This is a genomic window from Chloroflexota bacterium (genome assembly GCA_014360905.1).
In the GTDB taxonomy this organism is placed as follows: domain Bacteria; phylum Chloroflexota; class Anaerolineae; order UBA2200; family UBA2200; genus JACIWX01.
In genome coordinates, this window is sequence record JACIWW010000027.1 from 1 (window position 1) to 26300 (window position 26300).

The following is a 26300-nucleotide window of genomic DNA, read 5'->3' on the forward strand; positions in this document are numbered from 1 at the left end:
CTGAGTGCGGACAACAATCTGGCCGAACGGAGCCTTCGTCCGCTGGTGGTAGCGCGCAAGATCAGCGGGGGTACGCGGAGTAGCCGCGGTAGCAGGATCACGTTGGCCCTGGCCAGTCTCTTTGAGACGTGGAAAGCACGTGGGCTCAATCCCCTTACGCAGTGCTTCAGTATGCTTGCTCAAGGCCCTTAACCTCGAAACTGAAATTTCTTACCTCAAATCTGAACAGTTACACAGTTACGAAAATTTGACAATTTGGAAATAGGTTAGTATAATTTCATACGAGGTTTTAAAAATCCCATTTTATAGGAGGCGCAAGATGGCTACGCTTCATATGGAAGTAGAGGTTGCCCGTAGCACACAGAACACTATGGCCAATACTTATCAGCAACTCTCTAGCATGGTGCAAAGCATGACCAGCACAGTCAATGGGCTGCAACCAGCTTGGTTGGGCAACTCTGCTACTGAATTCTTCGGCTTGTACGACCAATGGCGGGGCAGTATGACCAACTTGTTGGATCAACTGCAACAGCTTTCCACTCGGTTGCAAGGTGAAATTACCGAGTGGGAGACCGTGGCCAGCAAACTGGTATAACCCACTTGCTTGCTATAGAAAAGCAGCCTAGTTCTCCTCAGCGGTAGCACAACATAGCGCTGAGAAAGGAGAGTATATTTCGCATATGGTTGGAGGCCAAGCCCCCGCCCAACCTCAAGAGGTGGTCCAATATGGGCAAGGCGGGCATTGGTTTTTTATGCCTGCCATGCGGGAACCACTATGTTTGCCGTTAGATAATGTCGAACTACCCGCACCGGAGATCCCTCCTTCCCCACCTTCTCTCTCGAACCCATTTACTACTATTCTGCCCCCGATTATGCTCGTGATTGGAACCGCAGTGATTTCGTTGCTCTCCAATAATTGGACCATGATGGGCCCTATGCTCATCATGAGCATGGCGTTTCCCCTTGCGAATATATTGAGTTACGCAGTACAAAAACGAACCTACCGGCGTGCATGGGCAGAATATGAAGCGTCCTACCGCAAAAAGCTAGCGAAGATGCGCCGTCATCTGGACTCTTTGGCTGAAAACCAGCGTGCGCAACTGGAAAAAGAGTACCCCACTGTTTCCAAGATGGTATCCATTGTTCTCGATCGCAATAAGCATTTATGGTGGCGGCGTGCTGATGACGAGGATTTTCTTGCCCTGCGCATAGGCACCGGCGACAGCAAACCATCTTTCAGTGTTTCACCACCGCGTACGGCTGACTCAAATAATCCTTTGACATCACTTGCATGGGAGCTTTCTCGATCTTATCAAAAGTTGCCCCATTTGCCTGTTCTATTGCCTCTGCAGCAGGTAGGCAGCCTGGCAATAGCTGGGAAACCTTCCTCAGCGGTTTATGGTGTGGCGCGCCGCCTTGTACTGGATGTGCTAGTGCACCACTCACCAGAAGATGTACAGTTGGTCGTTATGACTGATTTACCTGAGGGAAGAGAACGATGGGAATGGCTCAAGTGGGCGCCACACACCAGCGCGATTCATGCCGAAGAAGGCGTTTGCCGCCTGGCCTTCACTATGGACCAAGCTCAAGCTTGCCTAGAATGGTTGAGGGAGCAATATCGTACCCGTTTTCCAACTACAGATACCACGTCTAATGTAATGAAAGAAGAGAGGCAGCCGGCAGCGATCATAGTGCTGTTAGACGATTCAGGGCGCATTCGCCAACATCCGGATATTGCGAACTTGGCCGCGCGAGGAAAAGAAGCAGGGATTTACCTGCTTTTTATCGGCGGGCAAGGTTGGCCACGTGAGTGCCGCGCTCGGCTAGACGTCCTGAGAGAGCACAATTTCCACTACCTTTCATCTCGAGCGGACAAAGAAAGTCTTACAACATGTGAAGGGATGTACGAGACCGCTTCGCTCGAGGATTGTGAATGTATCGCCCGTAGCTTGGCGCCACTAAAGGTGAGCACTGGACAAAGTGTATGCACCCTGCCGGATAGCATTCGCATCTCGCAAGTCTTGGGAACGTTTTCACTAGAAGCATTGAAGCAAAATTGGATGGCAGAGCTTTCGCCAGCGGACATGCTTCAGTTGCCAGTGGGCGTGCGTGTCGGGCATGAGGGACTGGAGCCAATGATTATTGATCTACGTCCAGAGGGGCTGGGCGGTTATCAAGCATTCCATTCGGTGTTGATTGGCACTACGGGCAGCGGCAAAAGTGTTTTCTTGCAAACACTGATTCTGTCAGCAGCCTATCGTTATTCGCCGCGCTGGCTGAACTTTATGCTGATGGATTTTAAAGCAGGCGCCTCGGAATTGAGTAAACTGGAGAAATTGCCTCACGTCGTTGGCTTGGTAACAGATCTTACCCCTGAGCTAGCGACCCGGGCTCTGATCGCAGTCGATAGCGAAATTCGGCGACGTAAACAGGCCTTTGACGAAGCGGGCAAGTGCACTGGGATACGCATTTCAGATATTTGGGATTACAATAAACGTTTTCCGGGAGATCCTCTACCACATCTCCTGTTGGTATTGGACGAGTTTGCCAAAGGCATTGAACTCTTACCCGATTTGCAAAGAGTGTTGCAGTCATTGGCTCAACAAGGTCGAGCATTGGGAGTCTATCTCATTTTAGCCAATCAAAGAGTGACTCATGCCGTAGACACTTTGCTCTCTAACATTGGCTGGCGCATTGTCTTGCCGGTGGCCGAGCGTGACGAGATGCGCATTGTGGACAGGCTGCGTTCACCCAGTACTCGCCCAGGACGCGGTTATGTACGGGTTAAAGAGGAAGTCTACGAGTTCCAAGGAGCACGTTCGGATGAAGCGACTCTCTCCCCTGACGCGGATGGCGTTGGATCTTTTACAATCTACACCATTGAGGCAGATGGCTCTTGGAAAACGTTGTACAAGTATAGCACCAATATTCCACAAGAAGACCGCAGTGAACAGACCTCTGCGCGCAAGTCCGAGCTGGAAACCTTGATTGATTGGATGAAGCAGGCTGAGCAAGACCTGGGATTGGTGCCGGCGCGACGAATTTACCTACCACCCTTGGAAGAACACATCCGCTTTGAGGAAATGCTGGAGGATTCTTCTTTGCCCTTGCGCTTCGAAGATGGCAGATGGCAGGGTGACTCACAAATATCCAGTAAATTGCTCGTTCCGCTAGGATATGTGGATTTGCTCGATGAATCCCGCCAGGAAATTCTGATGGTAAATTTTGAAGAGCAGGATGGGCATCTCTGGATCGTAGGTAGCCCCGGCAGCGGCAAGGCAATGAGCCTGATTACCTTGCTGTTGTCATTGGCATATACACATACCCCTGAAGAAGTACAATTTTACATCCTTGAATACGGGGCTGGTACATTGCTCTCTTTAGTAGATCTGCCACACACTGGCGCAGTACTTCGTCTGGAGGAGAAAGAGCGCTTGCAACGTTTGCTCGCCTATCTGGATAAGGAGATGGAACAACGTCGAATCCATTTAGGAGGACAAAAGGTTGACGGAGCTTTCCCCAGTATTTTCTTGGTGGTCAATGACTTTGCTGAATTACGGGCGAACTATCCGGATGAGGCAGAACAGGTGGCCAGTTACGTGCGCAGCGGTAAAGCAGTCGGAATCCATGTCATCATCACCAGCAATCGTGGTACGGAGCTAAGCCGTTCCATCTCAGGCAACATTGCTCGCCGCTTGGTATTGCAACTGACAAGCCGTAATGAGTACCTGGATGTAGTTAATCAGCCATTGACACCTCTGCCTAAACCTGTTCAGGGACGAGGTTACTGGATAGATCGCGGAGTGAGGGAATGCCAGGTAGCGCAGCCGCCGTGTGATATGAAGAACCTCGTGCAGCTTATGCGTAAGACCTGGCGCGGTGCTCTCCCTCACGAGATAAGAGCATTGCCTTCCTGCATTTCTCTGGCCTCGCTTCTTGATGCAGTGAAACCCATCCCTGGGAACGTGATTCCCATTGCTGTCGGACTAGCCTACGAAGACTTGCGACTAATTACACCAAACTTGCTGGAGGAAATTCCTCAATGGCTGATTCTTGGGCCGCGGGAAAGTGGCAAGAGCAACTTTCTGGCCTGTATGGCACGGAGCGTACTCCATGCTGATGCCAATGGATGGGAGGTATGGATTTTTTCGCCGCGCCGCAGTCTGGCCAACTTAGTAAACATAAATCAAGCCAAGCTTTTTAGCACTATCGAAGAAAGCGTCAAAGCGCTGGAAGAATTAAATGGACGTCTGAATCAAGGCCAGCCTGCAGCAAGCGGAAAGCGTTTGCTATTATTGCTGGATGATCTGGGATCTTTCTTCCAGTCAGGTCGTGAAAGAGCTGCCGCTGCACTCAATACCCTAACCACGGCTATTGAAAAAACCAATGAAGTTTACCTCGTTGCAGCAGGTTTGGTAGAAGAACTTCGGTTGCAAATGGGCAATGCGTTAATCCGCCTTTTACGCCAGAGCCGCACCGGAGTAGTGTTCTCGAAAGACAGCAATGATTTGGATTGGCTTGGCGCGCAGGTTTCGTGGGAATATCGCAAGATGGATTTACCGTGCGGGCGAGGTTTTTTTGTGAGCAAGGGTAAGGCGCAATTGGTGCAAACACCGTTAACAGGGGAGTGCCCGAAATAGTTATTGGTGACTCAAGGAGGCAGATATGGGCGTAATTCACATGGAGACCGAGATCGTCAAAGAGGGGGCGGAGTGTCTGTTGCATTTTGCCACGGATCTTTCGGCCATTGTGGACAGGCTTAGTTACCACGGCAGGATTCTAAGAGGCGCTTGGCAAGGTGGCAGGTCGGAGAACTTTGTGGCACAATTTAATGGGTTGATCCGCCAGATGAATGCGCACATTCAAGAACTGGATCAGTTGGGATTGCGCGTCATCAGAGAGGTAAACGAATGGGAGCAGGTGGACCGTGACAATTCATTCAAAACCTATTGGGAAGATAATTGGCTTCACATCCTGAAAGATGCTACCAAAATCGGCGTGGCTGCTTCGTTTGCGGCTATGATGAGAACATCGGTCCTGCGACCAAACAGCATTATAATCAGTGCTCCCCCACTACTTAGAGAGATCTTTGGGGGAAGAAAATTGCGAGCATTTATTGGTTTGGAAGAAACACTGAATATCATTAAGCCCTCTACACTGGCCAAGAAAATGTTCCTAATGAATCTGGCCGTTGAGGTCACCCCCCAACTCATTAGCGATTTTAGAGAGTATGGGCTATCTAAACGATTTGTCTCTGCTGCTTTGGTTGATGCTGTACTGAAAAGTGCAAGTAGTTTATTGCTTTTCGGAGCTAGTAAATTGATAATGGCAGCGTCATTTTCGAATCCAGTCACTGGCGGTCTTATCCTTCTAACGTGGGTAGCTGGTCCGGTATTGTGGGATTATATCGAACCCGGTTTATCGCGGTGGTTTGAATCACATGTTACAACGAGGGAAGCATTGATTGAACAAGGGGTGCGCGCGATTGACAAAACCCTGAATTTTGGTCAGTATGTGGTCCAATCTGCGCGTCAGAAAGCGGATCAGGTTTTCAGCGGCTACATCCGCGCGTTAGCTCCATCTACTATCTGAGAGGGTTGAGATGACACAACAATGCATTCACTTATCGTTATCTGTTGATGAGCTTGCTTTGTGTTTCTCGCTGGTTAACAGCCCAGCCCAGGGCAGAGCGATCCTGTCTGAAACATATGGTCAACTAACGGAATCCGAAATCCAGGAGCGGTTGACTTCAGCCAGTCATTCTTTGCTAGCGCGCAAAATGGTAACGATTACCCCTGAGGCGACCGTTAAGCTGAGCCCAGAGATTGAATGGCTTCTCTATCCTTTGCTTCGTTACTATCGCGTAATTCAAGTAATGATTATGGATAGCGAAGGGCTGCCGACTATCACGAATATCCATCTAGGAACCAACCACAAATTCACAGCTCATCGAGTAGAGCAAGGCGTAGTCCATCTTCTTTGGCATGACGATGAAGGATCGCTTTGCCCTCTGATCGAGGAATGGCTATTGCCATGGAAAGAAATGCCAGTGTCCCTGGTTCAGGAGATTCAAAACAAAGAACAAAGGATTACTCTCGCTCGGTTAGCGGAATTGCAAAGCTTTTCAATGAAAGAAGCCCAGCGAGCACTTGTCTCCGATGGCATCAGCGCCCTTATTGCTTCTGAGCTGGCCATGGATGGTACACGTTCTCTGAAAAGGGGCAGCATTGTTTTTGTTGATGCTTCTCCAGAAAACATAGCGAATCTCGATCCTGCCCAGGCCGGTCCTGGTATTCTATTCATAACTGGTGAAAAGACGACTTGGATTTTTGCCTTTGAAGAGGTTAATGATGCGGCCATAGGGCAAATTGCGATCGGGAGCTTGGATGCTTTTCGAAAAGTATTCCAGGATTTTCTCCAGAGGCACGATGCACAATAACGGCGTCTGTTGGTGCTTTCCATTCATGTTGAACCACATGAGCTGCGCCTGACTGCTCAGGCTGTGGAGCACAAGGCTCTGCAGATAGACTACAAGTGGAGAGTTCGCGTATTGCCTGAGCTTATTTAGAGATGGCCTGGCAGGGAAGAACGGCAGAGCTATTTCTCATGGGAATGCAAGCGCTTTTATGGCGATTAGGCGCTAGGATCGAAGAATTAGATGCTCTAGCCTTGACTCTTTTGTGACAAGCTGATCGCTGGGAAGAGCGCGATCAATGCTGGAATAATCTTGCAAACATTATGGCATTTATGCTAGCGCTTTCAATTCTTATGAACCTTTTATGTATTGAGAGGGATACGAGAAGAATCATCGAGTGCGACAAGTATGGCTTATGTGAAAGTTACCGTTACTTATGCGCCAGATGGGCGCAAGGACCTTGCTTTACCATTGGAGGTACCAGTTGGTTTGCTAGCCAATGCACTTGCCGAGGCCTTACATCTGGCTCCACCTCACGAGCATTATGTGCTTAGCATACAAGGTAAAAAGGGCCCACAACGCTTACCGGAAAACCTGGCATTGGGTGAAATTGCCGTTTTTCATGGGGCTGTCTTATCCCTGGTACGAGGCTCGGAAATACGTCCTATACCGGGTCCTTCACCTAAAACGCTGCTAGTTGTTAAGAGTGGCCAGACATACTCACTCAGAAAGATTACTACTATCATTGGTCGCCGTGATCCCAAGCGCGGTATTGAGGTAGATATAGATCTCAGCCTATTGGATAAAAGGCCGCCAATAATCTCGCGCCGTCACGCTTCCATCACCTGTAAAGGGGAAATCTGTCTTCTGACCGATTTAGGGAGCACGAACGGTACATGGCTGAACGAGGAATACCTGATACCCAACCAGCCGTATCTTTTGAAAGATGGGGATGAGATTGCCCTTGGTCGCAGCGGGGTGCGGTTGAAATTTCTCTGTCGTTAATAGCGCCTTTCTTCGACAAAATCCAGTTACTGCCAGTGCACAACTGGAGCAAAGAGAAATTCCTTTGTCCCTGTCTTTCCTAATGTAGTGCTCCATAAATGGGCACCATTAGAGGCCAAGAAACGCATACCAACTAAGCGAAGCTCTCCCTTTTGGGCCCTAAAAAAGGTCAGTTGAGTCAAGCTTTTCCAATCTCGTAGGCAATCCAGTGCAACTGAGATCTCGCTGGGAGGCAGTCCGCAAACTTGCAAAGCACGATGAGCTGCCTGGGAATCACGCCAGAACAAGCTTAGAATAGGAATTGGCTCCGGTAGGCGCAGAGTTGGCCCAGGGTTTGGTTCGATGGTGATAGGAACCCCGAAAAGATTCCGACAATGCGTCCACAGACTTTCATCTTCTTGAAATAGGAGCAGGTGATAGCAATCATTCACGAATTCGAGCAAAAGGCTTTTCTCAGCGCGAGAATACAGCCCGGCTGTGCGTGCCTCAGCCTGAGAACGTAGGACTTGAATTAAGACAAGCCTTTCCGGAGCGCTTAGCCATTCCACAAGCGATGCGATAAAACGATCTATCTCCACGCCAATGCTCGCTGTTGGACGAATTAGGCCGTGCTGTATCAGTTCCATTCTGCCCTGATCCAGGCACACATTCAGCTCAGCGGGTGTAAGGGAACAAAAGGGATTTCCAGGCAAAACTACGTCCACTTTGCCCAGAGCTTGCATTAACCAAAACAATGCACCCTTGCTTATTTCCAAACTGAACTCTTCAGTTTTCTCCATCATGCCCCCTTATGGCCGAATAACATACATAGAGTTCATCCCTTTTTCCCACATCTCCTCAAAGGTATCTGGATCTATCTGTACCTCCTTGCCACTCCAGGGGTCATTTACCACTAGTTGTCCTTCCTGGGCCATACCCTTAACAACCATAGAATGCATAGTATTTCCTGCCCCTTTAAGAGCTCGTTCTTTTCCCCCCACTAGATTGACGCCAGCTGCAATGATAACTGGACCATCTTGGAGCGCTGTTCTCAATTCCTTCAGTGAGGCATTTACCTTGCTAATAGGGATTTGGTAGCCTAGCTGTTGCAGCTCATCGGTCACTTTAGAAAGGGAAATTCCTTTGCCAGGTATTCCATCACCAGGATCGAGCATCTTAATAAGTTCGTCCGGTGAAACAGTCTTATGAGAGGGATCTATAGCATGGAAATAATCTAGCACCATACTAACCGAAGCAGGCGCACAGGCAGCATTACCGTAGAGGCTACCTTGTGAGTGGACAGGAACCTCGTGATAGATTTCGTATTTGGATGTAGATGATGCAGGTTGTGCTGAAACAGAGGCCGAGGGCTCGTTGCTTGTGGGTTGGTCAGGTTTTTCTGTGATGAGCTCGCGAAATGAACTCTTAGGAAGGCTTGGAGGAGTCTCTTCAGCGATAGGCGTGTGGATTTCCTGGGATGGAAAAAGCTTCTCCAACCATGTCCGCAGCCATGGAGGGAGAAGTCGGCTCCAGGGAAGTTCAGCCAAGATAAGTGGCGGGGAAAAGCCGCTAGAAAGGAAGGCAGTGGAAAGGAATAGCCCGCTTACTCCACCAGTGATCAGAGGTGTCTGCTTAAACGGCATAGCGGTTCTGCTTGCTGTCCAATAGCGTGCGCCACGTTGATCAGTCTCTTCCCACTCGGCGACTTCGTGCTCGAGGTGGATGGACAGTTCAAATAAGGTGGTGATTTGCTCACTCAACTTGGTTGCCAGGTGTTCAGCTTCTGCCTGGAATTTGGCGTGTCCTCCGCCTTGCCAAGCACATGACAATGCATCCAGAGCACGGTGCAAGGAGAACAACTCTCCTTCAGCCATTTTAGCTGTGTGGCGCATTTTGGCAGCAAGGTTGCGGATTTCCTCTGTTTGCATGTGAAGGATAGCCATGGTCTTTTCTCCTCCGTGTTAAAGTCACACCAGTATACAGCCTGTACAGTTCGTTTCTAAACCAATTCCTTCAGTGCTCGCGCGTACGCCTCATAAGCCGAGCTACCGAACAGGACGAAGCGTACTAACTCGATTTCAGGATGGGACTGCAGGTATTCCATCACCGTCCGCAGCGCAATTGGTGCCGCCAGTTCGATGGGGTAGCCATAGGCGCCGGTGCTGATGGATGGGAATGCCACGCTCTTGATGCCGTGCTTGGAAGCCAGTTCCAGGCTGTAACGGTAAGCACTAGCCAGGGTCTCTGCCTCCCCTTGCGTTCCACCGCGGTAGATGGGGCCCACGGCATGGATGACGTACTTGGCCTTCAGTTTGCCTCCGCTGGTGATGCGCGCTTCACCAGGCGGGCAACCGCCGATTTCGCGGCATTCTTCGAGGATCTGTGGTCCCCCAGCACGGTGTATGGCTCCATCCACGCCGCCCCCGCCTAAAAGGCTTGGGTTTGCCGCATTGACAATTGCTTCGGTATCCTGCTGCGTAATGTCGCCCTGCACCAACTCCAGTTTGGATTTTCCAACCGTTACCTCCATCTTTCAAACCTCCATTAGCCGCGATAAACAACCGCTTCTCGCACTTCCGGCGCGCGGGAATCCTCCCACATGACCAGGTAGTGCTCCCCGGCGGACTTGGTCGTAATGCCAAAGGGGTGGCTATTGCGATCCATGGCGACGATGCTCATGGTGCCGCCACTGGATGCCAGGATGGGCTGCAAGTCACGCATTGCCTCATGACAGGCTTCCTCAACGCTCATGCCTATCTTCATGTACAATACGATGCTGCGGGCTGTGCCAGCGCGAATAGCGGACTCTCCGTGGTGGGTGCATGCTGCTGCCCCGTAGCGGTTGTCGGCGTAGTTGCCCGCTCCGATGATCGGCGAATCGCCCAAACGGCCTGGGTATTTCCAGGGCCAGCCACTGGTGCTAACGCCGCAAGCGATGTTCCCCTGCTGGTCGCGGGCGATGAAATTGACCGTACCTTGGCGGAGCCGGCTGTTGATGAGATCCTTGACCAAGGGAAGCAGTTCCTTCCGGTCTGGCAGGGCATCGATCTCAGTATCGGGAATCAGTTCACGCAAGCGCTCCTGCCACTTGTTCCGCGCTCGCTCTATGGGCAGATTGCAACGAGAAAAGCCCAGCTCAGCGGCAAAGCGGTTTGCGCCTTCCCCCACCAGGATGACATGTGGCGTCAGTTCCATGACACGGCGGGCAATGGAGATAGGATGAGCATACCCTTGCATGGCCCCCACAGCACCTGCTGCCAGTGTGCGCCCGTCCATGATGCTGGCATCCAGTTCTACTTGTCCCAGTACGTTGGGCAGACCACCCACACCAACTCCTTCATCCTGCTCATTGAGTTCCACCAGCCGGATGCCTGCTTCAACAGCATCGAGCGCTGTGCCTCCTTCGCGTAGCACTTGCATTGCCTTCTCGATACCCGGCTGGCCATTGTGCGATGTAACGACCAACATCATTGTTGTTCTCCTTGTTTGTGTTGATGAGGAACGCATTTATTTTAGATGCAGAAGTGCAGAAGGGCAAATGGGAGCATTCCCATAACTGTTCAGTTAACGCGGACGCGCAGCGTTCGCGCCGATAAACGAATACACGGCGCAGCTCACTCGTGGCTCATTCCTTGTTGGCGATTGGATACGTGGTAAGTCCTGTTTGCTACGAACTAATTGACCTGGCGCAAATTCGGACTTATACTTCATCCGCATCAGACAGTGTCATTTGCCATCATAAGGAGAATCGTATGAAAACGGTCTTGATTGTCGCACTTATTGTGCTCAATCTTTTGTGCATCCTCTTCAGCCAGGTCAGCTTCAAATGGTCCGCGATATCCTCCAACAGTTCTGATTGGAAAGGCTTCCTGCGCTGGCAAATCATCGGCAATGTGCTCGGATTTGTCAGCGTGCTCAGCCTTACTGCGCTGCTCAAGTTCATCCCCTTGCATCATGCCACTGCCATCAGCATGGGCTTGGGCTTTGTCCTGGTGCAGGTTATTGGGGCACGGCTGATTTTCCATGAATCAATCAGCAGGACAAGCTGGAGCGGGGCGGGTCTGATCGCGACAGGCATTGTGCTCGTGTCTCTTGGGCAATGATACCATGCCTGCCTCAAAGAGGGAGGAAAACCAGTTTTCCTTATGGGAGCGCCTCCTCACCGCGCTACCGCGAGCCTTCATCCAAGGCATTGACGCGGTGCTCCGGCGTGTGAACCATGTGCAAGAGTTTACCGATGATAGGTGGTGCCTGATACGCATTGCCTTGACCAAGAGCAATCAAGATATCGTCCTTTCCGATGGTACGAGAGTGACCAAAGGCGAGATCATTGGTGAACTACATCTATGGAACGAACACATCCCAAGTATGCCTAGGAGTGGTCCTGACTTTGCCTGGGGCGTGCGGGCTTATTCCCTCTTGGTGCGTTCTTTCCGAGCGTTGGCCCAGTATACAGCCATGCATCCGGAACTAAGCCGCATTCGTGCCTGGCGTGGTGAATCTTCCTTCCTGCCTAAAGGCATGGGCTTACCGAACCTTTTCCGCAGACTGGGGTTTGATGTGGTGCGGTCAGAAAGCCAATCGAACCTTCTACGCAAGTTCGTGGATTTCTGGGAAAACTTTTACTGGTGGATGCTCGCTTGGGCGTTTAATCCAGCCAGCCTTATCTACAAGGAACTGCTGAAGATGGAACGCTGGGAAGTCTGGCTCTCTTCGGCTCGGTTACAGGAAAAGTACGGGAATTCTCGTAACCTTTAAGAATTTTCACCTGCTTTGTCTGTTCCAGTGCGTCGAGAACGGTGACGGCAAATCAGCAGGCCGCTACACAAGATGATCGATGCGATCGCAATCCACTGTGCGGTGGCCACACCGGCGATCTTCCAAGCATCGGGGCGTTGGAATTCGATGAAGAACCTCAAGAGCGGGTACAAGATCCCGTACAAAAGGATCAAATCGCCATCCTGCAATCGTTCGTCAAAGCGCCGCGAGATGTACATAACGATGGCAAAGTTCACTAGATTGCCCAGCGACTCGTAGAGAAAAGTGGGATGAAAACGCGTAGATAAGGGGTATTTCGTGAGATCAGTGAATGGCGGTATACGGTGTGCCGCATCAATGGTAATACCCCATGGCAATGTAGTTGGATAGCCATACAGTTCCTGGTTGAGATAGTTGCCCCAACGAGCAATGGCTTGGGCGAGGAACAAGCCAGGCGTTGCAATATCCGCCCAGCGGCCAAAGTTGAGGTGGTAGCGGCGGGTATAGATCCAAACAGCCAGGGCGCCACCAGCCACCGCCCCATAGATGGCTAACCCGCCATGGCGTGTATTAAAGATCTCCACGGGATATTGGCGGTAATAATCCAAACTGGAGATGACGTGGTACAAGCGAGCCCCGATCATGCCCAGGATCAGGCACAGTAGGAGCGCGTTCCAGACGTGCTCTGGATTCTCTCCGCGGCGTTTGGCTTCGCGCTCCGCCAGGAGTGCCGCTGCCATAGCACTGACCACGATCAAGATGCCGTACCAAGCAATGGCAATAGGGCCTATACGAAAAGCAATTCTTGGACCTCCTGTTTCACCCAATTTCATTCCTCCTGTTGGTCATTTAGTCATTAGTCATTTAGTCATTAGTTGTTTAGCCATTGGTTATTGGATCTGGACAAAGTCCCCGTTTTTCACTTGGAAAATGTAGATGCGTTGCTCTGTCAGGTCTCCTGCCGCATCGTAGCGGATGTGACCAACCAGGCTCTGGAAATCCAGGTTGCGGATGGCCTCCGCTACTTTACGCGCTTCGAATGTGCCTGCTTTCTTGACCCCCGCACTGATGACGTCCAGCGCGCTGTAACCGGCGATGCTGTAGGTGCCCGGGTTTCGTGCTTCCAGTTTTTGGTAGTCAGTCCACCACTTCTTGTCGGCAACCAGTTTGGGGTCAGGGGTGATGCCACTTACATACGCACCCTCAGCAGCGAGTCCAGCGCCGTCAATGAATTCGTAAAGGAAGCAGCCATCACTGGCCATGAAGGGCGCGTTCACGCCCGCTTCGCGTAGTTCGGGCAGAAGTACATAGCCTTCTGTCTCGTAGCCAGCGAGGAAAATGGCATCTGGTTGCAGCGCTTTGATTTGTTCCACGGCCTTCATCTGGGTTGGAGCAGCTTCTGGAATTTCGATGACTGCAGCGGGTTCCACACCCAATCCTCTCAATGCAGTGGTAAACTCATCACGCAATCCACGTCCGTATTCGTTGTTGGCGTGCACCACGGCGATGCGCTTTGCCCCCAGTTTTTCAACTAGGAATCGGGCATCAGCAGGCCCTTGTGCTGCATCGGTGGCATTCACGCGAAAGAAATTCGTATAGCCACGCCGGGTGATGCTGACGTCACTGGCCGTGGGAGTAACCACGACCAGCGGCAAATCCTTGTAGATTTCCATTGCCGCTAAGGTTTGTCCACTGTTGTAATGGCCTACGATGCCAATGACTTTTTCGCCCCGCTGCACAGCGGCTCGGATTTGCTCAGCTACTTGCACCGCTACCTCTGAATCTGCTTCATCATCTATGGCCACCACCTTAACCTTGTGGCCGAGCAGTCCTCCAGAGGAATTGATCTGTTCTGCCATCAGGCGCACGCCACCCACAACGGTCTGGCCGCCATCGGCCTGCCATCCAGAGAGTGGCGCAGCGACGTAGACAATGACCTCCCCTTTCGGCTGGGGCGGTGTCGCGCAGCTAACAAGGCCGAACAAGCCAAGCAATAGCAATATTATTATGTCTTGTTTTGTCTTTATACGTGCGAACATGCTCACTTTCACGTATCACAGACCTCCTGCGCCAATTGCGTTAGATGTATATTATGTTATTTCGGAGAAGAGGAGCCGTAGACCTCATCCAGCGTTTCCTGCAACGCTTGCAACGCAGCAATCTGATCCGCAATGCTCTCCCGCAGCCTTTGTGCGCGTCCGGAATCGATATCTTTGGATCCGATGAGCAATAATTGTGAATAAACCGTACCCAAAGCAGTTAAAGTGGTCTCGAGTTGGTACTGCGCTTTCTCCATCATGTTCTGTAGTTTCTCCAGATTCATGAGCTGCTCTTGCTTGCCAGCAATCGCCTGCTGTAATTCCTGACGGACAGCTTCGTCATCCTCGCGCTGCAGTCGGGCTTGTAGCTCTGCTATTTCACGCGGTAGGTTGCGGCGGTCCTGAAGCAACATCTCATCATTGCTGTAACGGTCTAGGCGTTTCGCCAGGCCAAAGACGTTGGCTACCCAGTCTGCGATCCCTGTGGTTGTATCCAGCAAGTGATCGCGCAAGACGCCCGCTGTCGCATTGCGTACATGCTCCTCGATTCGTTGGCGGTATTCGAGAGCCTTTTCGACCCGTTGGCGGTAATCCTTCGAGCGGATTTCCGCAGGATTGAACTCCTGACGTAGCATATCGGCTATAACTTTACGTGTAGTCATCTCATCCGTAATGCTGGTATAGATGACCAGACCTTCGCCAACCAGTCCCAGAATCAACCAATACCACCACTGCCACCAGGGAAAAGGCTTGGGAAAGAGAGCAACTAGGATAATGGTCAACGCAATGGTCAAGGCGCTCTCCAGGCGAAAGAAAGCATGAGCGATGATCGCCCTGGTTGCGCGCTGTTTTAATTCGTTTCCTTTGGCCATGCCAGGCTCCTCCTCATCAAAAGCGAAACTTCGTTAATCTCTTCCCCTTAAAAATAAGTTGAGAGCAACTTGTATAATTCACGAATGGTCTCTGGGGTACCACGGCGCGTCTGCCCTCCAGTGGTCGCGGAGATCTTTTCCAGTGTGTTCATATCTGCATCGTTGCCATAAGCAACGCAAAAGACCACGATAGGTAGGCCAGTCTCGTTGCCCTGGCGCAGTTTTGCGGTGAGATCGCGCAAGGAAATTTGCGAATTATTCTCCTTGCCATCAGTCATGACAACAATGGCATTGATTCGTTCGCTGTCTTGTCTTTGCTGCAGTTTGTCATAGGCTAGGTTGATTGCATCTAGGAGCGCTGTATCTCCCCCGGCGCTCAGAGCAGCGATCGTGGAATACAGCACCTGACGGTTGGTGGCCAACTCGGCCAGCAGTACCACTTCCGACACCTCTGAAGAAAACACAATCAACCCAACGCGTTCTTGATCCCCCTTAATGAGGCTGAGAAAGGTCAAAAATGCCTCCCTAGCTTGCTCCAACTTTTCGCCCTGCATGCTGCCAGAGACATCGGCCACCAAGTAGACGTTTGTTTTGCGCTTGGTATATTGCCAGACATTCCGCACGACCTCGATTACCGATGTACCAGGAATCTGCAGCGTAGTTTTCGGCTGGGCATGATCCACGCCATTCTCGGCCTTAATGGGTGAAGTGGGGGAATCAAGCGCAATGCTTAAATCTGTGGGCCGGTAACCATGCGCCAGAACCAGATTCTGTGCATCTGATGATAATAGAAAGTCCCTGAAACTGCGATAGGCCAGCCGTTGTTCCGTGGTCGCTTCTGGGCGTTCCAGAAAGACCAGCGGATGATCCGCCCACATGGTGCCTTCTACAGGGTAGATGGCCACCAACTTTTCTTTGCTCTTTTGGTTGAATTGGATTAGTAGTTGCTCTTGGACAATAAAGGCATCTAGATAAGATCGGCCCCTTTCTAACACCTGCTGGATGACTGCTTGTTCCCCTTCACCGTAGTAGCGCACGGTTTTCTCCAGCGCAGTTACATAGGCTAGAGTGCTCTCAGCGGTAACATCCTCTATCGTCAGCCCACGGGTCTTGTTCGCGCCGGCATAGAATGTGGCCAGTGTGGCCAATAGCCCGCTTGCTGACGAGGTCGAGGGATGGCTCCACTTGAAGTTTGGGTTGGTACGAGCAGCATCGAGCAGGTCCGACCAACCAATAGCCTTGTCGGGATAGCCTAGCGAGTGCGCGGTATCTGCCCACAGTGCAATGACCACTGGGCTGACTGCAAAGCGAGTCATCTCTCCGATAATGGAGACCGCTGCCCCTTGCTGTGCCTGCCACTCTAGATCCAACTGCGTCAGCCAGATGGATGAATCCGGGCACAAGGCCTGGAAACGCCCCGCTAGGGCCGCGCTGATCATGGCTTCCGGTTCCATAGCGTTAGCGACGATCGTGATCCGTTTGCCAGAAGGAGTTCGTGAGCTACGTGCGTTGAAACGCTTGACGAGCTCCTCAAACAGATCCTGTTTTTCAGGCGAGTAGGCGATTTCCAACAAAACGGTATTCTCGCCACGGATATCCCGTTGCGCAGCCTGGTACACTGCCCAGCACGTGATACAACCCACTAGAACGAGTATGGTGCTAACGAGAGCAGGGAGCATCCAGACGCGAGCTCTCTTGTTTCGGACGCGCCGACTCATCGCCATCCCTCCTATCGCTCAACCACGTTCAGGTCAAACCAGCGCAGTAGGGTCAACAGGACATCCCGGTCTGGGAAGCGCATCATGGTAGTGCGGGGTACTATAGTCATTGCACCTTGATCCTGCCACTTGACAAACAGGCTATCCGACTCGGTAACGGACACTTCAGGATTGGCTGGCCGCAGTCCTAATTGCACTGCTCGTTTCTGCGTCTCTGGCTGCAAGAGGTAACGTTCGAACTCCAGGGCTGCGTTTTTCTCCAAAGCAGTGGTTTCCTCGCCCATCCAGATGGTAAATGGGAAATCGAACCAGGTTACATATTTCGGATAGACAATGACCAATGGGTCTTGCCAGCGGGTCAGGATGCCAGCCATGTTCACGAGCAGGTCGCTTTCCAGCAATTGTCCGCCATCCCCCATGGAGTAGCCGAAAAGGGCCAGGTTCTCTACCGAATAAGCGCCCAGGCTGCTAAAGTCCGTGACTGCTCCCATCAATTCTTTGAGCCACTTCTGGAAGTCGGGGTTGGTGACATCGGCCACGCCGATATCCGTCTTGCCATAGTATTCGCCTGCAGCTGCGATCATCGCTGCCAGTCCACCCACATTCTTCCTAGGATTCGGCACCACTAACTTGAAATAGCCCCAGTCAGGCGGCCCACCCAGCTCTGGCCAGCCTCCTTTGGCCGTCGCAGCGTCGTGGATCACTTTCCAATCAATGTCGCCGTATTTTGCACGCAGAACTTGCGCGCGGCTGGCGTAGATGCCCCAGGAAAAGAGGGAAATGGCTATGGGACGGGCACGGTATTCACCTCCAGTCAGAAAGATGTCCCGGCCGAGCTTCTCCTTGTACGTAGCGTTTACCAATTCCACTAGGTAGCGGCTATCCGGAATCCAGACTGTCGGGATGGGGTTCATTTCCTCGCGTTCCCAGCGGCCCATAGCAGTCAAGCCATCCATTGGCTCTACGGTGACTTTGATAGGATGACCTTCCAGCTTGTGGTTCTCGGCATTGAATGTGCGGGCAGCTTCCTGCACAAAGGGCTCGACAGGCAGGGCACAAACGATGTGCACTTCTAGCGTCTGGGGCTGCTCGATTAGGGGTTTGACGCCTCCAGCACGCTGCACCACGAACGAAGCACCCACAACGGCTATGGCTAGCAACAAAATAATCAGGAAAACCCACCTTGTTCTATTCATGTTTCCTCTCCAAAAGCAGCAATGCCATTCCTCTTATTATATTACATGTTTGTTAACTGCGACGTGTTCGCGCCCTGACAAGTTGCACGTTCCTTTCAGCAAGAGATGAATGGCGTTTCAAATGGGGGCAGAGAATGCACAGCGTTTTCAGCGCGAGCCTTTGCTCCTATAACTCACTATGTAACCCGCAACAGTGATTTGGGCCTCCCGCAGGTTCAACCCGAACGCATGGCCAAAGCAGCTTTGATTCTGCGCTTCTTTTAGGCAGAACCAGCGGAGGATGTTGCTGTCTGCCTGTTTTTACTGTAATCCAAGTCGGGCTTTGCGCTCAGCAAGTTGGCGGTCAATAGTATCTTTTTCCAATGCCTCGGCCATCTGGTTATCCAGACGCTTGGCGTCAATCTCGCCCTGCGCCGTGGCTTTGTCCAGGCGGCGCTGGATTTCCTCGCGAATTTCGGCGATGCCTGCCTCGGAGGTAGTGATGCCGCCAACGCCCTCGACCACGCGATGCGTCAGTTCCTTGCTCTTGGCCAGGTCGAGCATGGCCTGTAGTTCGGTGCGCTCTCGCTTAGCCTCCGTGAGCTTGGCTTCCAACTTCAGTTTGGCGTCGAGAAGTTTCTTATATTCGGTCTCTTGCGCTTTTGCCTGTTCTGCGTAGGTGTCGGCAAGCCGCTTAATGGTGTTGTAGCGGTACTGTGCCGCCTGAGCTAGATCTTCTTTGCCTTGCTTCAGAAACAGATCAATGTTACGATCCAGTTCTGCTGCTTGCTTCTCGAATTCTTCCTGCTTGCGTTTAAGCGTCTTGGCCTCCCCGCCCACGGTAGCCGCAGCATCCTCAAGTGCTTCGAGGTTGTCCTCGACTTTGCGGATGTACTCATCAACCACGGCCATGCTGTTCGCTCTCAGCGCCTGGCTGACCAGATAGTTCAGGTTAGCCGAAATCAATGTGCGTACTCTGTCTAGTAGTGATGCCATCTTGTTCTCCTCCCCGGTTTATACAAGTTCTTCTCTTTGTAGATCGCGTAGTTCAAATCCTTCGCTTTTCATTGTACCATGATATGGATATCTATGCATGACGACTATCCGACAGAAAGCTGACATTCCACGAAAATTGGAAGTGTCACTAGGCTTGACACAGTGCACGATAGCCTTTACTCCGGACTGACTAACTTGTATCTTCTGCCCCGTACGGTGAGCAGGTATTTCGGCTCTGCAGGGTTGGGCTCGATCTTTTCGCGCAGACGGCTCACCAGTTTCTCAATACGGGCATCATCCACTTCATCTATGTAACTTTCGCCCCACACGGACTCGACAATTTTGTACTTGTCGCAGATCTTGTCGAGGTTGCCGTACAGTAGCAGGAGCAACTTGTATTCCAAATCGGTGAGCAACGGCGCAAGTTTGCCATCTACCCAGATGTCGCCAGATTCGACATCAATCCGTATCCCGCGTGGACCACGACGACGCACTAACTGTTGCCGTCGCGCAAAGCCAGCAAACAAGTCCGAAAACGCTCGTCTACCAGAAGCGGTTGCTTGCACGATGCCCTTTTCAGTTAGTGCATCCAACCCCGCTGTAATTTGCTGACGGTCGAGCAAGGCGATCAGCGCCTCTTGCTCTGTCGCGCTCAAATCGTTCCATAACTTGGCGCATTCAAGGCGGATGTTGGTGTCGCCAGCGAGTTGCTCCCGCACATGTTCGTAACTCATGACAGATGGCCTCAGAATGGCTTCCTCTTTGGCCCTAGCCAAGATACGGCAAGTCGCCTGTAGCAATGAGGGATGACCGCCAGCGCACTCCGCTATGAAATCCGCGTCGCTTGCCGTAAATTGCGCCTGGGAACGTGCAGCCCAATTCTGAATCAGGACACGAGCAGCCGACTCAGGCAATGGAGGCAAATAGTGGACATGAGCGGCAAACAGTTCGCAGAATTCGCCGACTTCTCGCTCATGCCGTATCTCAGAAAGGGGACGGGATGTGGCTGTCACATAGCAAAGGCGAGACCAATACCTATCTTTCAGCGCGCGCAAGCGCACAAATACGCGCGGCTCGATCGCAGTGAAAACCTCATCAAACTCGTCGAATAGAAGCACAAGCATCCCTGGCTGATGGTCAGTGATGGCCTTGAGGCTGTCCTCGAAGGCCAGCGGAATGCGGAATGGGTTGTCAGGGGCTATCACCGTCTGATAAGCGCGTTGAACAATGGACATGAGCTCTTGATCTACGTGCCTCGCTTCAAGGGTTCCCAGGACATTGCGCAGAATAACTTCATAGACGCCCTGCTCCGTAACTTGTGAGGTAAGATTAAAGTCAACGTAGACGAATACGTATTGGTCAGCCTTGGAGCCAAGCAGTTGTGTAGGCACTTCAGGCAGGGATAAAGAACGCAGCAGCGTGGATTTGCCCATATTGCTCAATCCCACGACTGCGCAGCAATCCGCTCCGCTTATGCAATTCATGATATAGGCGATGTCATCTTCTCGGTCAATCAACTGGACAGCAAACTTGTTAGCAGGTTGGCTTTTCATTTCGTCCTCTATCCTTCACCCCATATTATGGCAGCCGATGGCCGTGTTTCTTGTACTCGCCAGGCTATGGGCCAAGCGATCAGCGCCGGGATACCGGCGCTTAGCAGCAATAGCTCCATGCTCCCTAGGAATCCGTAGAAGGCCAGCGCCAAAGAGGGAGCGATAAAGAGCACCAGATCAATAGCTGCATCAAATGCACCAAGTACAGTAGCGCATTGGTCCTTTGGTGTGATGTCCGCCATCATTACGGAACTCATGAGATAGGTCATGCTAGCGCCTAAGCCAAAGATAGCGTAGAAAATAGCTAATCCTGGTCCACTGTGCGACCAAGTTAGGCCCATGCAAGCCAGCAGAATCAAAGGCTGGGCGATGATGACGAAGAAGCGACGCCCCAAACGGTCAGACAGTTTGCCAGCAAGATAAGAGCCGAGGGTATAGGCTATTGCTTCGCTGGCGAGCAGAACACTAAGCTGGCTCGGTGTCAGCCCAAGCAGCTGCCCTTTGGCGGGTACAAAGGAAGAAAGGATGGGAAAGGCAAAATTGTTCGCCATCCCAAATAGAAAGAAAGCATATACCGATTTAGCCGTGAACAAGGATTTGAGTTGCCTCCATTGTTCCACACTGTGCCCTGTATAGTACGGTTGCTTGTGATCCTGCATGGTCATGGTGAGGACAGCACAGATTAACAGCGACAAAAGCCCATCTACCACAAACGGTACGCACAAGCCCCAGCGGGATAATTGCCCGCCGATGACTGGGGCCGCGATGAAGGACAGCCCTTGGCTAGAGCGCAGGATGCCAAAGGAAGAGCCGTGTTGTCCCGCGGCTACCTCGGCGGTGAGGCCGAGCAGAGCAGGCATAGCGATAGCATCTGCTATTCCTCCTAATATGCGCAAAACGAGCAGCCATTGCCAGTGCCCCACTAGGGCGCAGAGAAGCGAACTAATTCCTCCTAGAAAGGCTCCACAGATCAGAACTAGCCGTCGCCCGTAGCGATCCGCCAGCATGCCGCTGAAAAATTGCAGCAGCACGAGCGTCATCAATGCGGCAGAAAGAATAGCCGCCACGGCTTGCGTATTGGCGTCCAATTGGGCTGCTAATGCAGGAAGGGCGGGAATGCCTACTTGAGTGCTCAGGAACAGGATAAAGCTAGTCAAGGCGATCAGATAGATGGACAAGCTCTAATCTCCTGGCAACAACGGCCTGGCGATCCTATCCCAGGCCGAACTGAGGCTCTGGCGTACTGCACCGGCTCGTTGCAGAAGGTTGCGTGAGGGCAAAGCGCGCATTTCTGCTTCGCCTCGGGTCATTTTCTCGAAAGTACCCCAGTGATTGCATTGGAAACAACGGGCTTGGTTCTCTTTCGTCACATATCCACATGCCTGGCAGCGGTACACAGTTTCCTGAGCAAGAGCAACGCTCAGGCCATCATGGTAAGTCAAGGCGGCCTTGGCTTCTTGACCAACACGAGCATACGTACCCCCTAGCTCTTCTTGTGCTGCCAGCAACTGTGGGGTCAAGTGCACTGCTTTCTCTAGCCACGCGGTGCTCTCCTCTTCTTCGCCTGCACGGCACAGTAGCCTGGACAGGAGATAGGCATACCTCCCATCTCTTGGGTGACGAGCAAGACAATCGCGCACGAGGGTGATCGCGCCCCAAATATCCGCTGTTTCGCCAGCAACAATGAGCACCCGCTCCGCAAGCGCATCGGAGTAATCAACCCAGAGTCCACGGCACCAAGTGTCCAGTGCTGTATGGGGTTGTTGATCCAAATAATAGAGATCTCCCAGAGCGATATAGAAGGAGATAGAATAAGGGTCAAACTGCAGTGCCAATTGATAATCATTCCGGGCTTCAGGGTAACAGGCTAGGCGGAAGTGGTCTTCGCCGTGGTGCGAAAACAACGCTGCCAGCCTCTCTGCGCTTTCACCAACCTTGATAATGCGTAGCTGTTCGAGCGCTTCCGCTTCCATGTTGGCTTTGCGATAGATCGCATACAAATAGTAGTGTGTGTCCAGATTAGTCGCATCTAGATCCAAGGCCCGCTGGAATTGGAAGATGGCTGGCCCTATCTCATCAAGTCGAAAATGCACCATGCCAAGCCGGATTGCGGCTGTGAGGTTGTCTACATCCAATTGCACAGCGCGCTTGTAATGCTTTTTGGCGTCGCTCCAGGCTCTCCGTTCTTCATCCAGCCAGCCTAGACGCAAATGCGCCAGGACATGCAAGGGTTTTAGTTCTACCCCTCTATCCCAGAAAATAGCCTCAGCAAATTTGCGTCGGGCCAGTTCATAATCTCCTCGGTCAAAGGCGGCCATGCCTTCCTGAAAAGTGGCCTCTGCACGCCGCACGTTGAAAGTGAGCACATCAGAGACTATACCTGCCAATGTCCCGCTCAAACTCGCCTGAGTCTGCTCTTCTTCGGCGGATATGGATGCAGCACGAAAAGCCTGGCGCAGCCTTGTGCTCACATTCTGTGCACCCTTGAAAAGCTGGCCAGGAGTGTGCCATAGCGCTGATAGAAAGCGCCGTAATGGCCTAAAGACCATGCCAGCGATGAACCCCAGGAAAAACGCGCCCAATAGAGCCAATATATCCCCTAGTAAACCTATGCTGTTCTCCATAATCCCATCCTCATTCGTGTGGAAACAATCCCACAATAAGGGGTGATGAGCGATCTTACATTTGAGCGGGCTGCAGATCCTTCACGACTAGTTCTATCCATTCGCGATCGTTCCAAGTGTTGCTCTGCAATGTGTAGACGATGTCTATGCGCTCAGAGAGGTTCTCTGAGGCAATCTCTTGAAAAGCGATAGCATCCCACACTGCTATACCATCGCTCAATTTGAATTTCAAACCTGTTCGTTCTGTACCAATGGGACGGCAGTCACGGACTTGCACATTGTAGCTGACGAACGTTGGCCTGGGATTGCCCACGCCAAAGGGCTGCAATTCCTCCAAAAGGGCTAAGGTTTCCCCATTGGCTTGGGTAAGCGGGAGAATGGCATCAATCTTGAGCGGGGGTACCAAATCCTGTGGCGTCAATTGATTAGCCGCGATTTCACGCAACTTGACGCAAAAGGCATCCAGGTTCTCGTTATGGATGGTGAACCCCGCTGCGGCGGCGTGTCCCCCGTGCTTAACCAGCAAATCTTCACATGCATCCAGGGCTTTTGTGATGTGGAAAGCGCCGATGCTGCGCGCCGAGCCTTTGCTCTGCTCCTCCCCCACAGCGATGACGAGCGTTGGGCGGTAGAACTCTTCCGTGATGCGGCTGGCCACCAATCCAGCGATGCCCACGCTATAAGTGGGATCGGCCAAGATATAGATCAAGTCATCGCCTAGGGCAAGGACCTCTTGGCGGGCTTTTTCCACCATGTCGTTCATGAGTTGCTGTCGCTCGCGGTTCTGTGCGCCGAGTTGCTGAGCCAATGGAACTGCTTCATCCATAGAAGATGTAGTCAGCAGTTTGTAACTAGCCATGGCAGTATCCAAACGCCCTGCGGCATTCAGGCGCGGGCCGAGCACAAAGCCGATGGTGGTTGTATCTACCTGCTCTGGCTGCAGCCCGGCTTCTTCCAGCATGGCCGCAATTCCTGGCCGGCGCGCTTTCCTAAGTTCTTCCAATCCGCGATACACCAATGCGCGGTTCTCACTAATCAGGGGAGCTAGATCGGCCACTGTGCCCAAAGCGACCAGGTCTAGCATTTCTTCTTCCTCTGGTAAGGCACCTTTGCTCTTGGAAACCGGCACCCGGTTTTCAGCACGCAACAGAGCCTGAGCCAGTTTGAAAGCCAGCCCTACACCCGCGAATTGTTTGAATGGATAACGGTCATCTTCACGCCGAGGGTCAATGACGGCCACGGCTGGAGGCAATTCTTCTCCCAGCGCATGGTGATCGGTGATGATCACATCTAGGCCTCGTTTGCGTGCACATGCTACCTCCTGAACCGAGCGCACACCGCAATCCACTGTCACAACCAGCTTGATGCCCTGACTTGCCAAGGTTTCCAAGGCTGGAATGTTTAGCCCATAGCCTTCGTCCATGCGATTGGGTATGTAAGGAATTACCCGCGCACCCAAGGCGCGCAATGTCGGCACCAGCAGCGCTGTGGCTGCCACACCGTCCACATCATAGTCGCCATAGACCGCAATCGCTTCCCCAGCACGAATTGCCTGGCGCAGACGAGTAACAGCCTCATTCATGCCCTTCAGCAGGAAAGGGTTATCCAAAGCAAAATTGCGCGCCAGAAATGACCTTACCTCATCGGGCGTGCGTATCTGACGGTTGTATAGAAGTTGCATGAGAAGCGGTGGCACGTCTGGGCAGCTTGCTAGATGCTCTTCGGGAGCAGGTGGTAGAACTTCCCAGCGCTTTTGCAATACAGTCAACGGACCAGCCTCGCCTTAATACTTACCTCACGGTTCATCATGATTATATGCTGATAGATAGAAAACGCCAAGGTTAGCTCCCAAGAGGTGTGGCGAACAAGTTCCTTGGCTTACATTGCCCAATTGGCTTTGGCCAATTGGGCAGTCGCAAGTTTTCTCCCTGCCTTCTCTTCATCCTTAGTAGTTCGCCTATTTGACACGAACTTTATCCTGTTGTATACTGTACCTTGCCCAACGGAGGGCGATGAGCCGTTAGCTCAGCCAGGTAGAGCACCTGCCTTTTAAGCAGGGTGTCGCGCGTTCGAGTCGCGCACGGCTCATTGGTGTTGATATGCCACCCTAGCTCAATCGGCAGAGCAAGCGCTTCGTAAGCGCTGGGTTTCCAGTTCAAGTCTGGAGGGTGGCTTGATTCAGACATTCGTGATTTGACAAATTAGTTGAAGGAAAGTACACTAACACTGTCATGCCGGGGTGGCGAAACTGGCAGACGCGCTAGGTTCAGGGCTTAGTGAGCATTGCGCTCATGTGGGTTCAAGTCCCACCCCCGGCATCAACAAGTTCCCAGATGCACTATGCCATCTGGGTTTTTTGCTTTCTATGCCTTTTCGCTCTCTGCTGGGTCATCGGTCATCACTTGAGAGAGTTGGGGAAAAGTGATAAAATGGTGACGCAGATGAGGCCAGTATTGGTGCAGAAACAGCTCCGGGTTGTAGGAACCAAGTAAGGAGATTCATTTGTTGCTGACACTCTTTCATCGCATGGCACCCCTTGCTTCTTCGCGCGCTCCTCAGCTTGTGAGCGGTTTGGTTGCTTGTGGAGCCATATCGTTCGTTGTCTCTGATTTTCGTCTGGGAGCGTGGATTTTCCTCGGGCAGCGCTTGATTCTCATCGCACTCCTTTGGTCTGCTATTGGAATCCCCTCAGCGCTCGCGAGCACAATCGCGTCCGTAGCTATTGCCCTCATTTTTTCCCTCACTGCTTGGCGCTTATGGTGGGTACAACGCGCCGTAAGGAAAGGAGCAACAGAAATTGCCCCAAACAAACCTGCGCTGAATCGATTTTCGCTGCGCCTGGTGACTGCCGCATTGGGGATATTGGTGAGCTATGGCCTAGTGCAGAAATATCATGTCTATCCGTTGCCTTTTGTCACCACTTTCGCTATCGCATGGCTTTTTATGAGCAGCCTGCTCTGCTTGGTGCTGTATGATCATGCCTTGCACGCGAGTCTGGGCATTTTGAGTTTTGCCGACGGCTGTCGAATCCTGTATGCTCTCTGGCAACCTAACCCCATGGTATGGGGGCTCTGGGCAGCCTGCGACGTGCTGGTAGCACTAGCCGCTTCCCACTTACACAATGGGGAGGCCGTCATTACCAAAAGCCAATCGCGGGAGAACTGAA

23 protein-coding genes and 3 tRNA genes are annotated in these 26300 nt (G+C 52.1%); 12 read left to right on the forward strand and 14 right to left on the reverse strand.

Annotated elements, in window-relative coordinates; genetic code table 11:
• The 6 genes from H5T67_10655 to H5T67_10680 all read left to right on the forward strand — a co-directional run.
• Positions 1–192: transposase (locus H5T67_10655; GenBank protein MBC7245772.1), on the forward strand; the 192-nt coding region annotated here is incomplete at its 5' end.
• Between the two features lie 127 nt (positions 193–319).
• The gene (locus H5T67_10660) at positions 320–595 is read left to right on the forward strand and encodes a WXG100 family type VII secretion target (protein MBC7245773.1); all 276 of its coding nucleotides are present in this window, start codon (positions 320–322) and stop codon (positions 593–595) included.
• An 85-nt stretch (positions 596–680) separates the two neighbouring features.
• The gene (locus H5T67_10665) at positions 681–4640 is read left to right on the forward strand and encodes a hypothetical protein (GenBank protein MBC7245774.1); all 3960 of its coding nucleotides are present in this window, start codon (positions 681–683) and stop codon (positions 4638–4640) included.
• Positions 4641–4665: 25 nt separating this feature from the next.
• The gene (locus tag H5T67_10670) at positions 4666–5592 is read left to right on the forward strand and encodes a hypothetical protein (protein MBC7245775.1); all 927 of its coding nucleotides are present in this window, start codon (positions 4666–4668) and stop codon (positions 5590–5592) included.
• Between the two features lie 10 nt (positions 5593–5602).
• A complete protein-coding gene (locus H5T67_10675; GenBank protein ID MBC7245776.1) occupies positions 5603–6439 on the forward strand; it encodes a hypothetical protein in 837 nt (278 codons plus the stop codon).
• A 384-nt stretch (positions 6440–6823) separates the two neighbouring features.
• On the forward strand, positions 6824–7420 hold the full coding sequence (locus tag H5T67_10680; protein MBC7245777.1) for an FHA domain-containing protein: 597 nt from the start codon (positions 6824–6826) through the stop codon (positions 7418–7420).
• Positions 7421–7446: 26 nt separating this feature from the next.
• On the opposite strand, the gene H5T67_10685 is transcribed toward H5T67_10680, so the two are convergent.
• Genes H5T67_10685 through H5T67_10700 form a run of 4 tightly spaced genes read right to left on the reverse strand, consistent with a single transcriptional unit; the run spans position 7447 to position 10867 of the window.
• Positions 7447–8202 carry a hypothetical protein gene (locus H5T67_10685; GenBank protein ID MBC7245778.1) on the reverse strand — a complete coding sequence of 252 codons (756 nt, stop codon included), beginning with the start codon at positions 8200–8202 and terminating at the stop codon, positions 7447–7449.
• 6 nt (positions 8203–8208) lie between these two features.
• A complete protein-coding gene (locus H5T67_10690) occupies positions 8209–9342 on the reverse strand; it encodes a C39 family peptidase (GenBank protein MBC7245779.1) in 1134 nt (377 codons plus the stop codon).
• A 56-nt stretch (positions 9343–9398) separates the two neighbouring features.
• Positions 9399–9929, reverse strand: a complete 531-nt coding sequence (locus tag H5T67_10695) for an O-acetyl-ADP-ribose deacetylase (protein ID MBC7245780.1) — start codon at positions 9927–9929, stop codon at positions 9399–9401.
• A gap of 14 nt (positions 9930–9943) precedes the next feature.
• Entirely contained in the window at positions 9944–10867 is a 924-nt protein-coding gene (locus tag H5T67_10700; GenBank protein ID MBC7245781.1) for a N(4)-(beta-N-acetylglucosaminyl)-L-asparaginase, read from the reverse strand.
• A gap of 284 nt (positions 10868–11151) precedes the next feature.
• Here H5T67_10700 and H5T67_10705 point away from each other — a divergent pair, with 284 nt between their 5' ends.
• On the forward strand, positions 11152–11502 hold the full coding sequence (locus tag H5T67_10705; protein ID MBC7245782.1) for a hypothetical protein: 351 nt from the start codon (positions 11152–11154) through the stop codon (positions 11500–11502).
• 4 nt (positions 11503–11506) lie between these two features.
• Complete coding sequence (locus H5T67_10710; GenBank protein MBC7245783.1) at positions 11507–12157, forward strand: hypothetical protein; 651 nt, start codon at positions 11507–11509, stop codon at positions 12155–12157.
• Here the strand turns inward: H5T67_10710 and H5T67_10715 are convergent.
• The 10 genes from H5T67_10715 to recJ form a co-directional block, all read right to left on the reverse strand.
• Positions 12154–12990: a prolipoprotein diacylglyceryl transferase gene (locus H5T67_10715; GenBank protein ID MBC7245784.1), complete on the reverse strand. Its 837-nt coding sequence runs from the start codon at positions 12988–12990 to the stop codon at positions 12154–12156. The genes H5T67_10710 and H5T67_10715 overlap by 4 nt on opposite strands.
• 57 nt (positions 12991–13047) lie before the next feature.
• A complete protein-coding gene (locus H5T67_10720; GenBank protein MBC7245785.1) occupies positions 13048–14208 on the reverse strand; it encodes a branched-chain amino acid ABC transporter substrate-binding protein in 1161 nt (386 codons plus the stop codon).
• Between the two features lie 44 nt (positions 14209–14252).
• Positions 14253–15068: a hypothetical protein gene (locus H5T67_10725; protein MBC7245786.1), complete on the reverse strand. Its 816-nt coding sequence runs from the start codon at positions 15066–15068 to the stop codon at positions 14253–14255.
• A gap of 47 nt (positions 15069–15115) precedes the next feature.
• A complete protein-coding gene (locus H5T67_10730) occupies positions 15116–16786 on the reverse strand; it encodes a VWA domain-containing protein (protein MBC7245787.1) in 1671 nt (556 codons plus the stop codon).
• Between the two features lie 11 nt (positions 16787–16797).
• Entirely contained in the window at positions 16798–17982 is a 1185-nt protein-coding gene (locus H5T67_10735; protein ID MBC7245788.1) for a substrate-binding domain-containing protein, read from the reverse strand.
• Positions 17983–18282: 300 nt separating this feature from the next.
• Complete coding sequence (locus H5T67_10740; protein MBC7245789.1) at positions 18283–18957, reverse strand: PspA/IM30 family protein; 675 nt, start codon at positions 18955–18957, stop codon at positions 18283–18285.
• Between the two features lie 176 nt (positions 18958–19133).
• On the reverse strand, positions 19134–20510 hold the full coding sequence (locus H5T67_10745) for a winged helix-turn-helix domain-containing protein (protein MBC7245790.1): 1377 nt from the start codon (positions 20508–20510) through the stop codon (positions 19134–19136).
• 8 nt (positions 20511–20518) lie between these two features.
• Positions 20519–21688: an MFS transporter gene (locus H5T67_10750; GenBank protein MBC7245791.1), complete on the reverse strand. Its 1170-nt coding sequence runs from the start codon at positions 21686–21688 to the stop codon at positions 20519–20521.
• 3 nt (positions 21689–21691) lie between these two features.
• Positions 21692–23134, reverse strand: a complete 1443-nt coding sequence (locus tag H5T67_10755; protein ID MBC7245792.1) for a hypothetical protein — start codon at positions 23132–23134, stop codon at positions 21692–21694.
• 55 nt (positions 23135–23189) lie between these two features.
• Positions 23190–24902: a single-stranded-DNA-specific exonuclease RecJ gene (gene recJ / locus H5T67_10760; protein MBC7245793.1), complete on the reverse strand. Its 1713-nt coding sequence runs from the start codon at positions 24900–24902 to the stop codon at positions 23190–23192.
• Between the two features lie 246 nt (positions 24903–25148).
• On the opposite strand from recJ, the gene H5T67_10765 reads away from it, so the two are divergent.
• The 4 genes from H5T67_10765 to H5T67_10780 all read left to right on the forward strand — a co-directional run bounded on the left by H5T67_10765 (position 25149) and on the right by H5T67_10780 (position 26299).
• Positions 25149–25222 (forward strand) — tRNA-Lys (locus H5T67_10765).
• A 13-nt stretch (positions 25223–25235) separates the two neighbouring features.
• Positions 25236–25308: transfer RNA gene (locus tag H5T67_10770), tRNA-Thr, on the forward strand.
• A gap of 59 nt (positions 25309–25367) precedes the next feature.
• A tRNA-Leu gene (locus H5T67_10775) sits at positions 25368–25452 on the forward strand.
• A gap of 184 nt (positions 25453–25636) precedes the next feature.
• Entirely contained in the window at positions 25637–26299 is a 663-nt protein-coding gene (locus H5T67_10780) for a hypothetical protein (GenBank protein MBC7245794.1), read from the forward strand.
• Position 26300 lies beyond the last annotated feature (1 nt).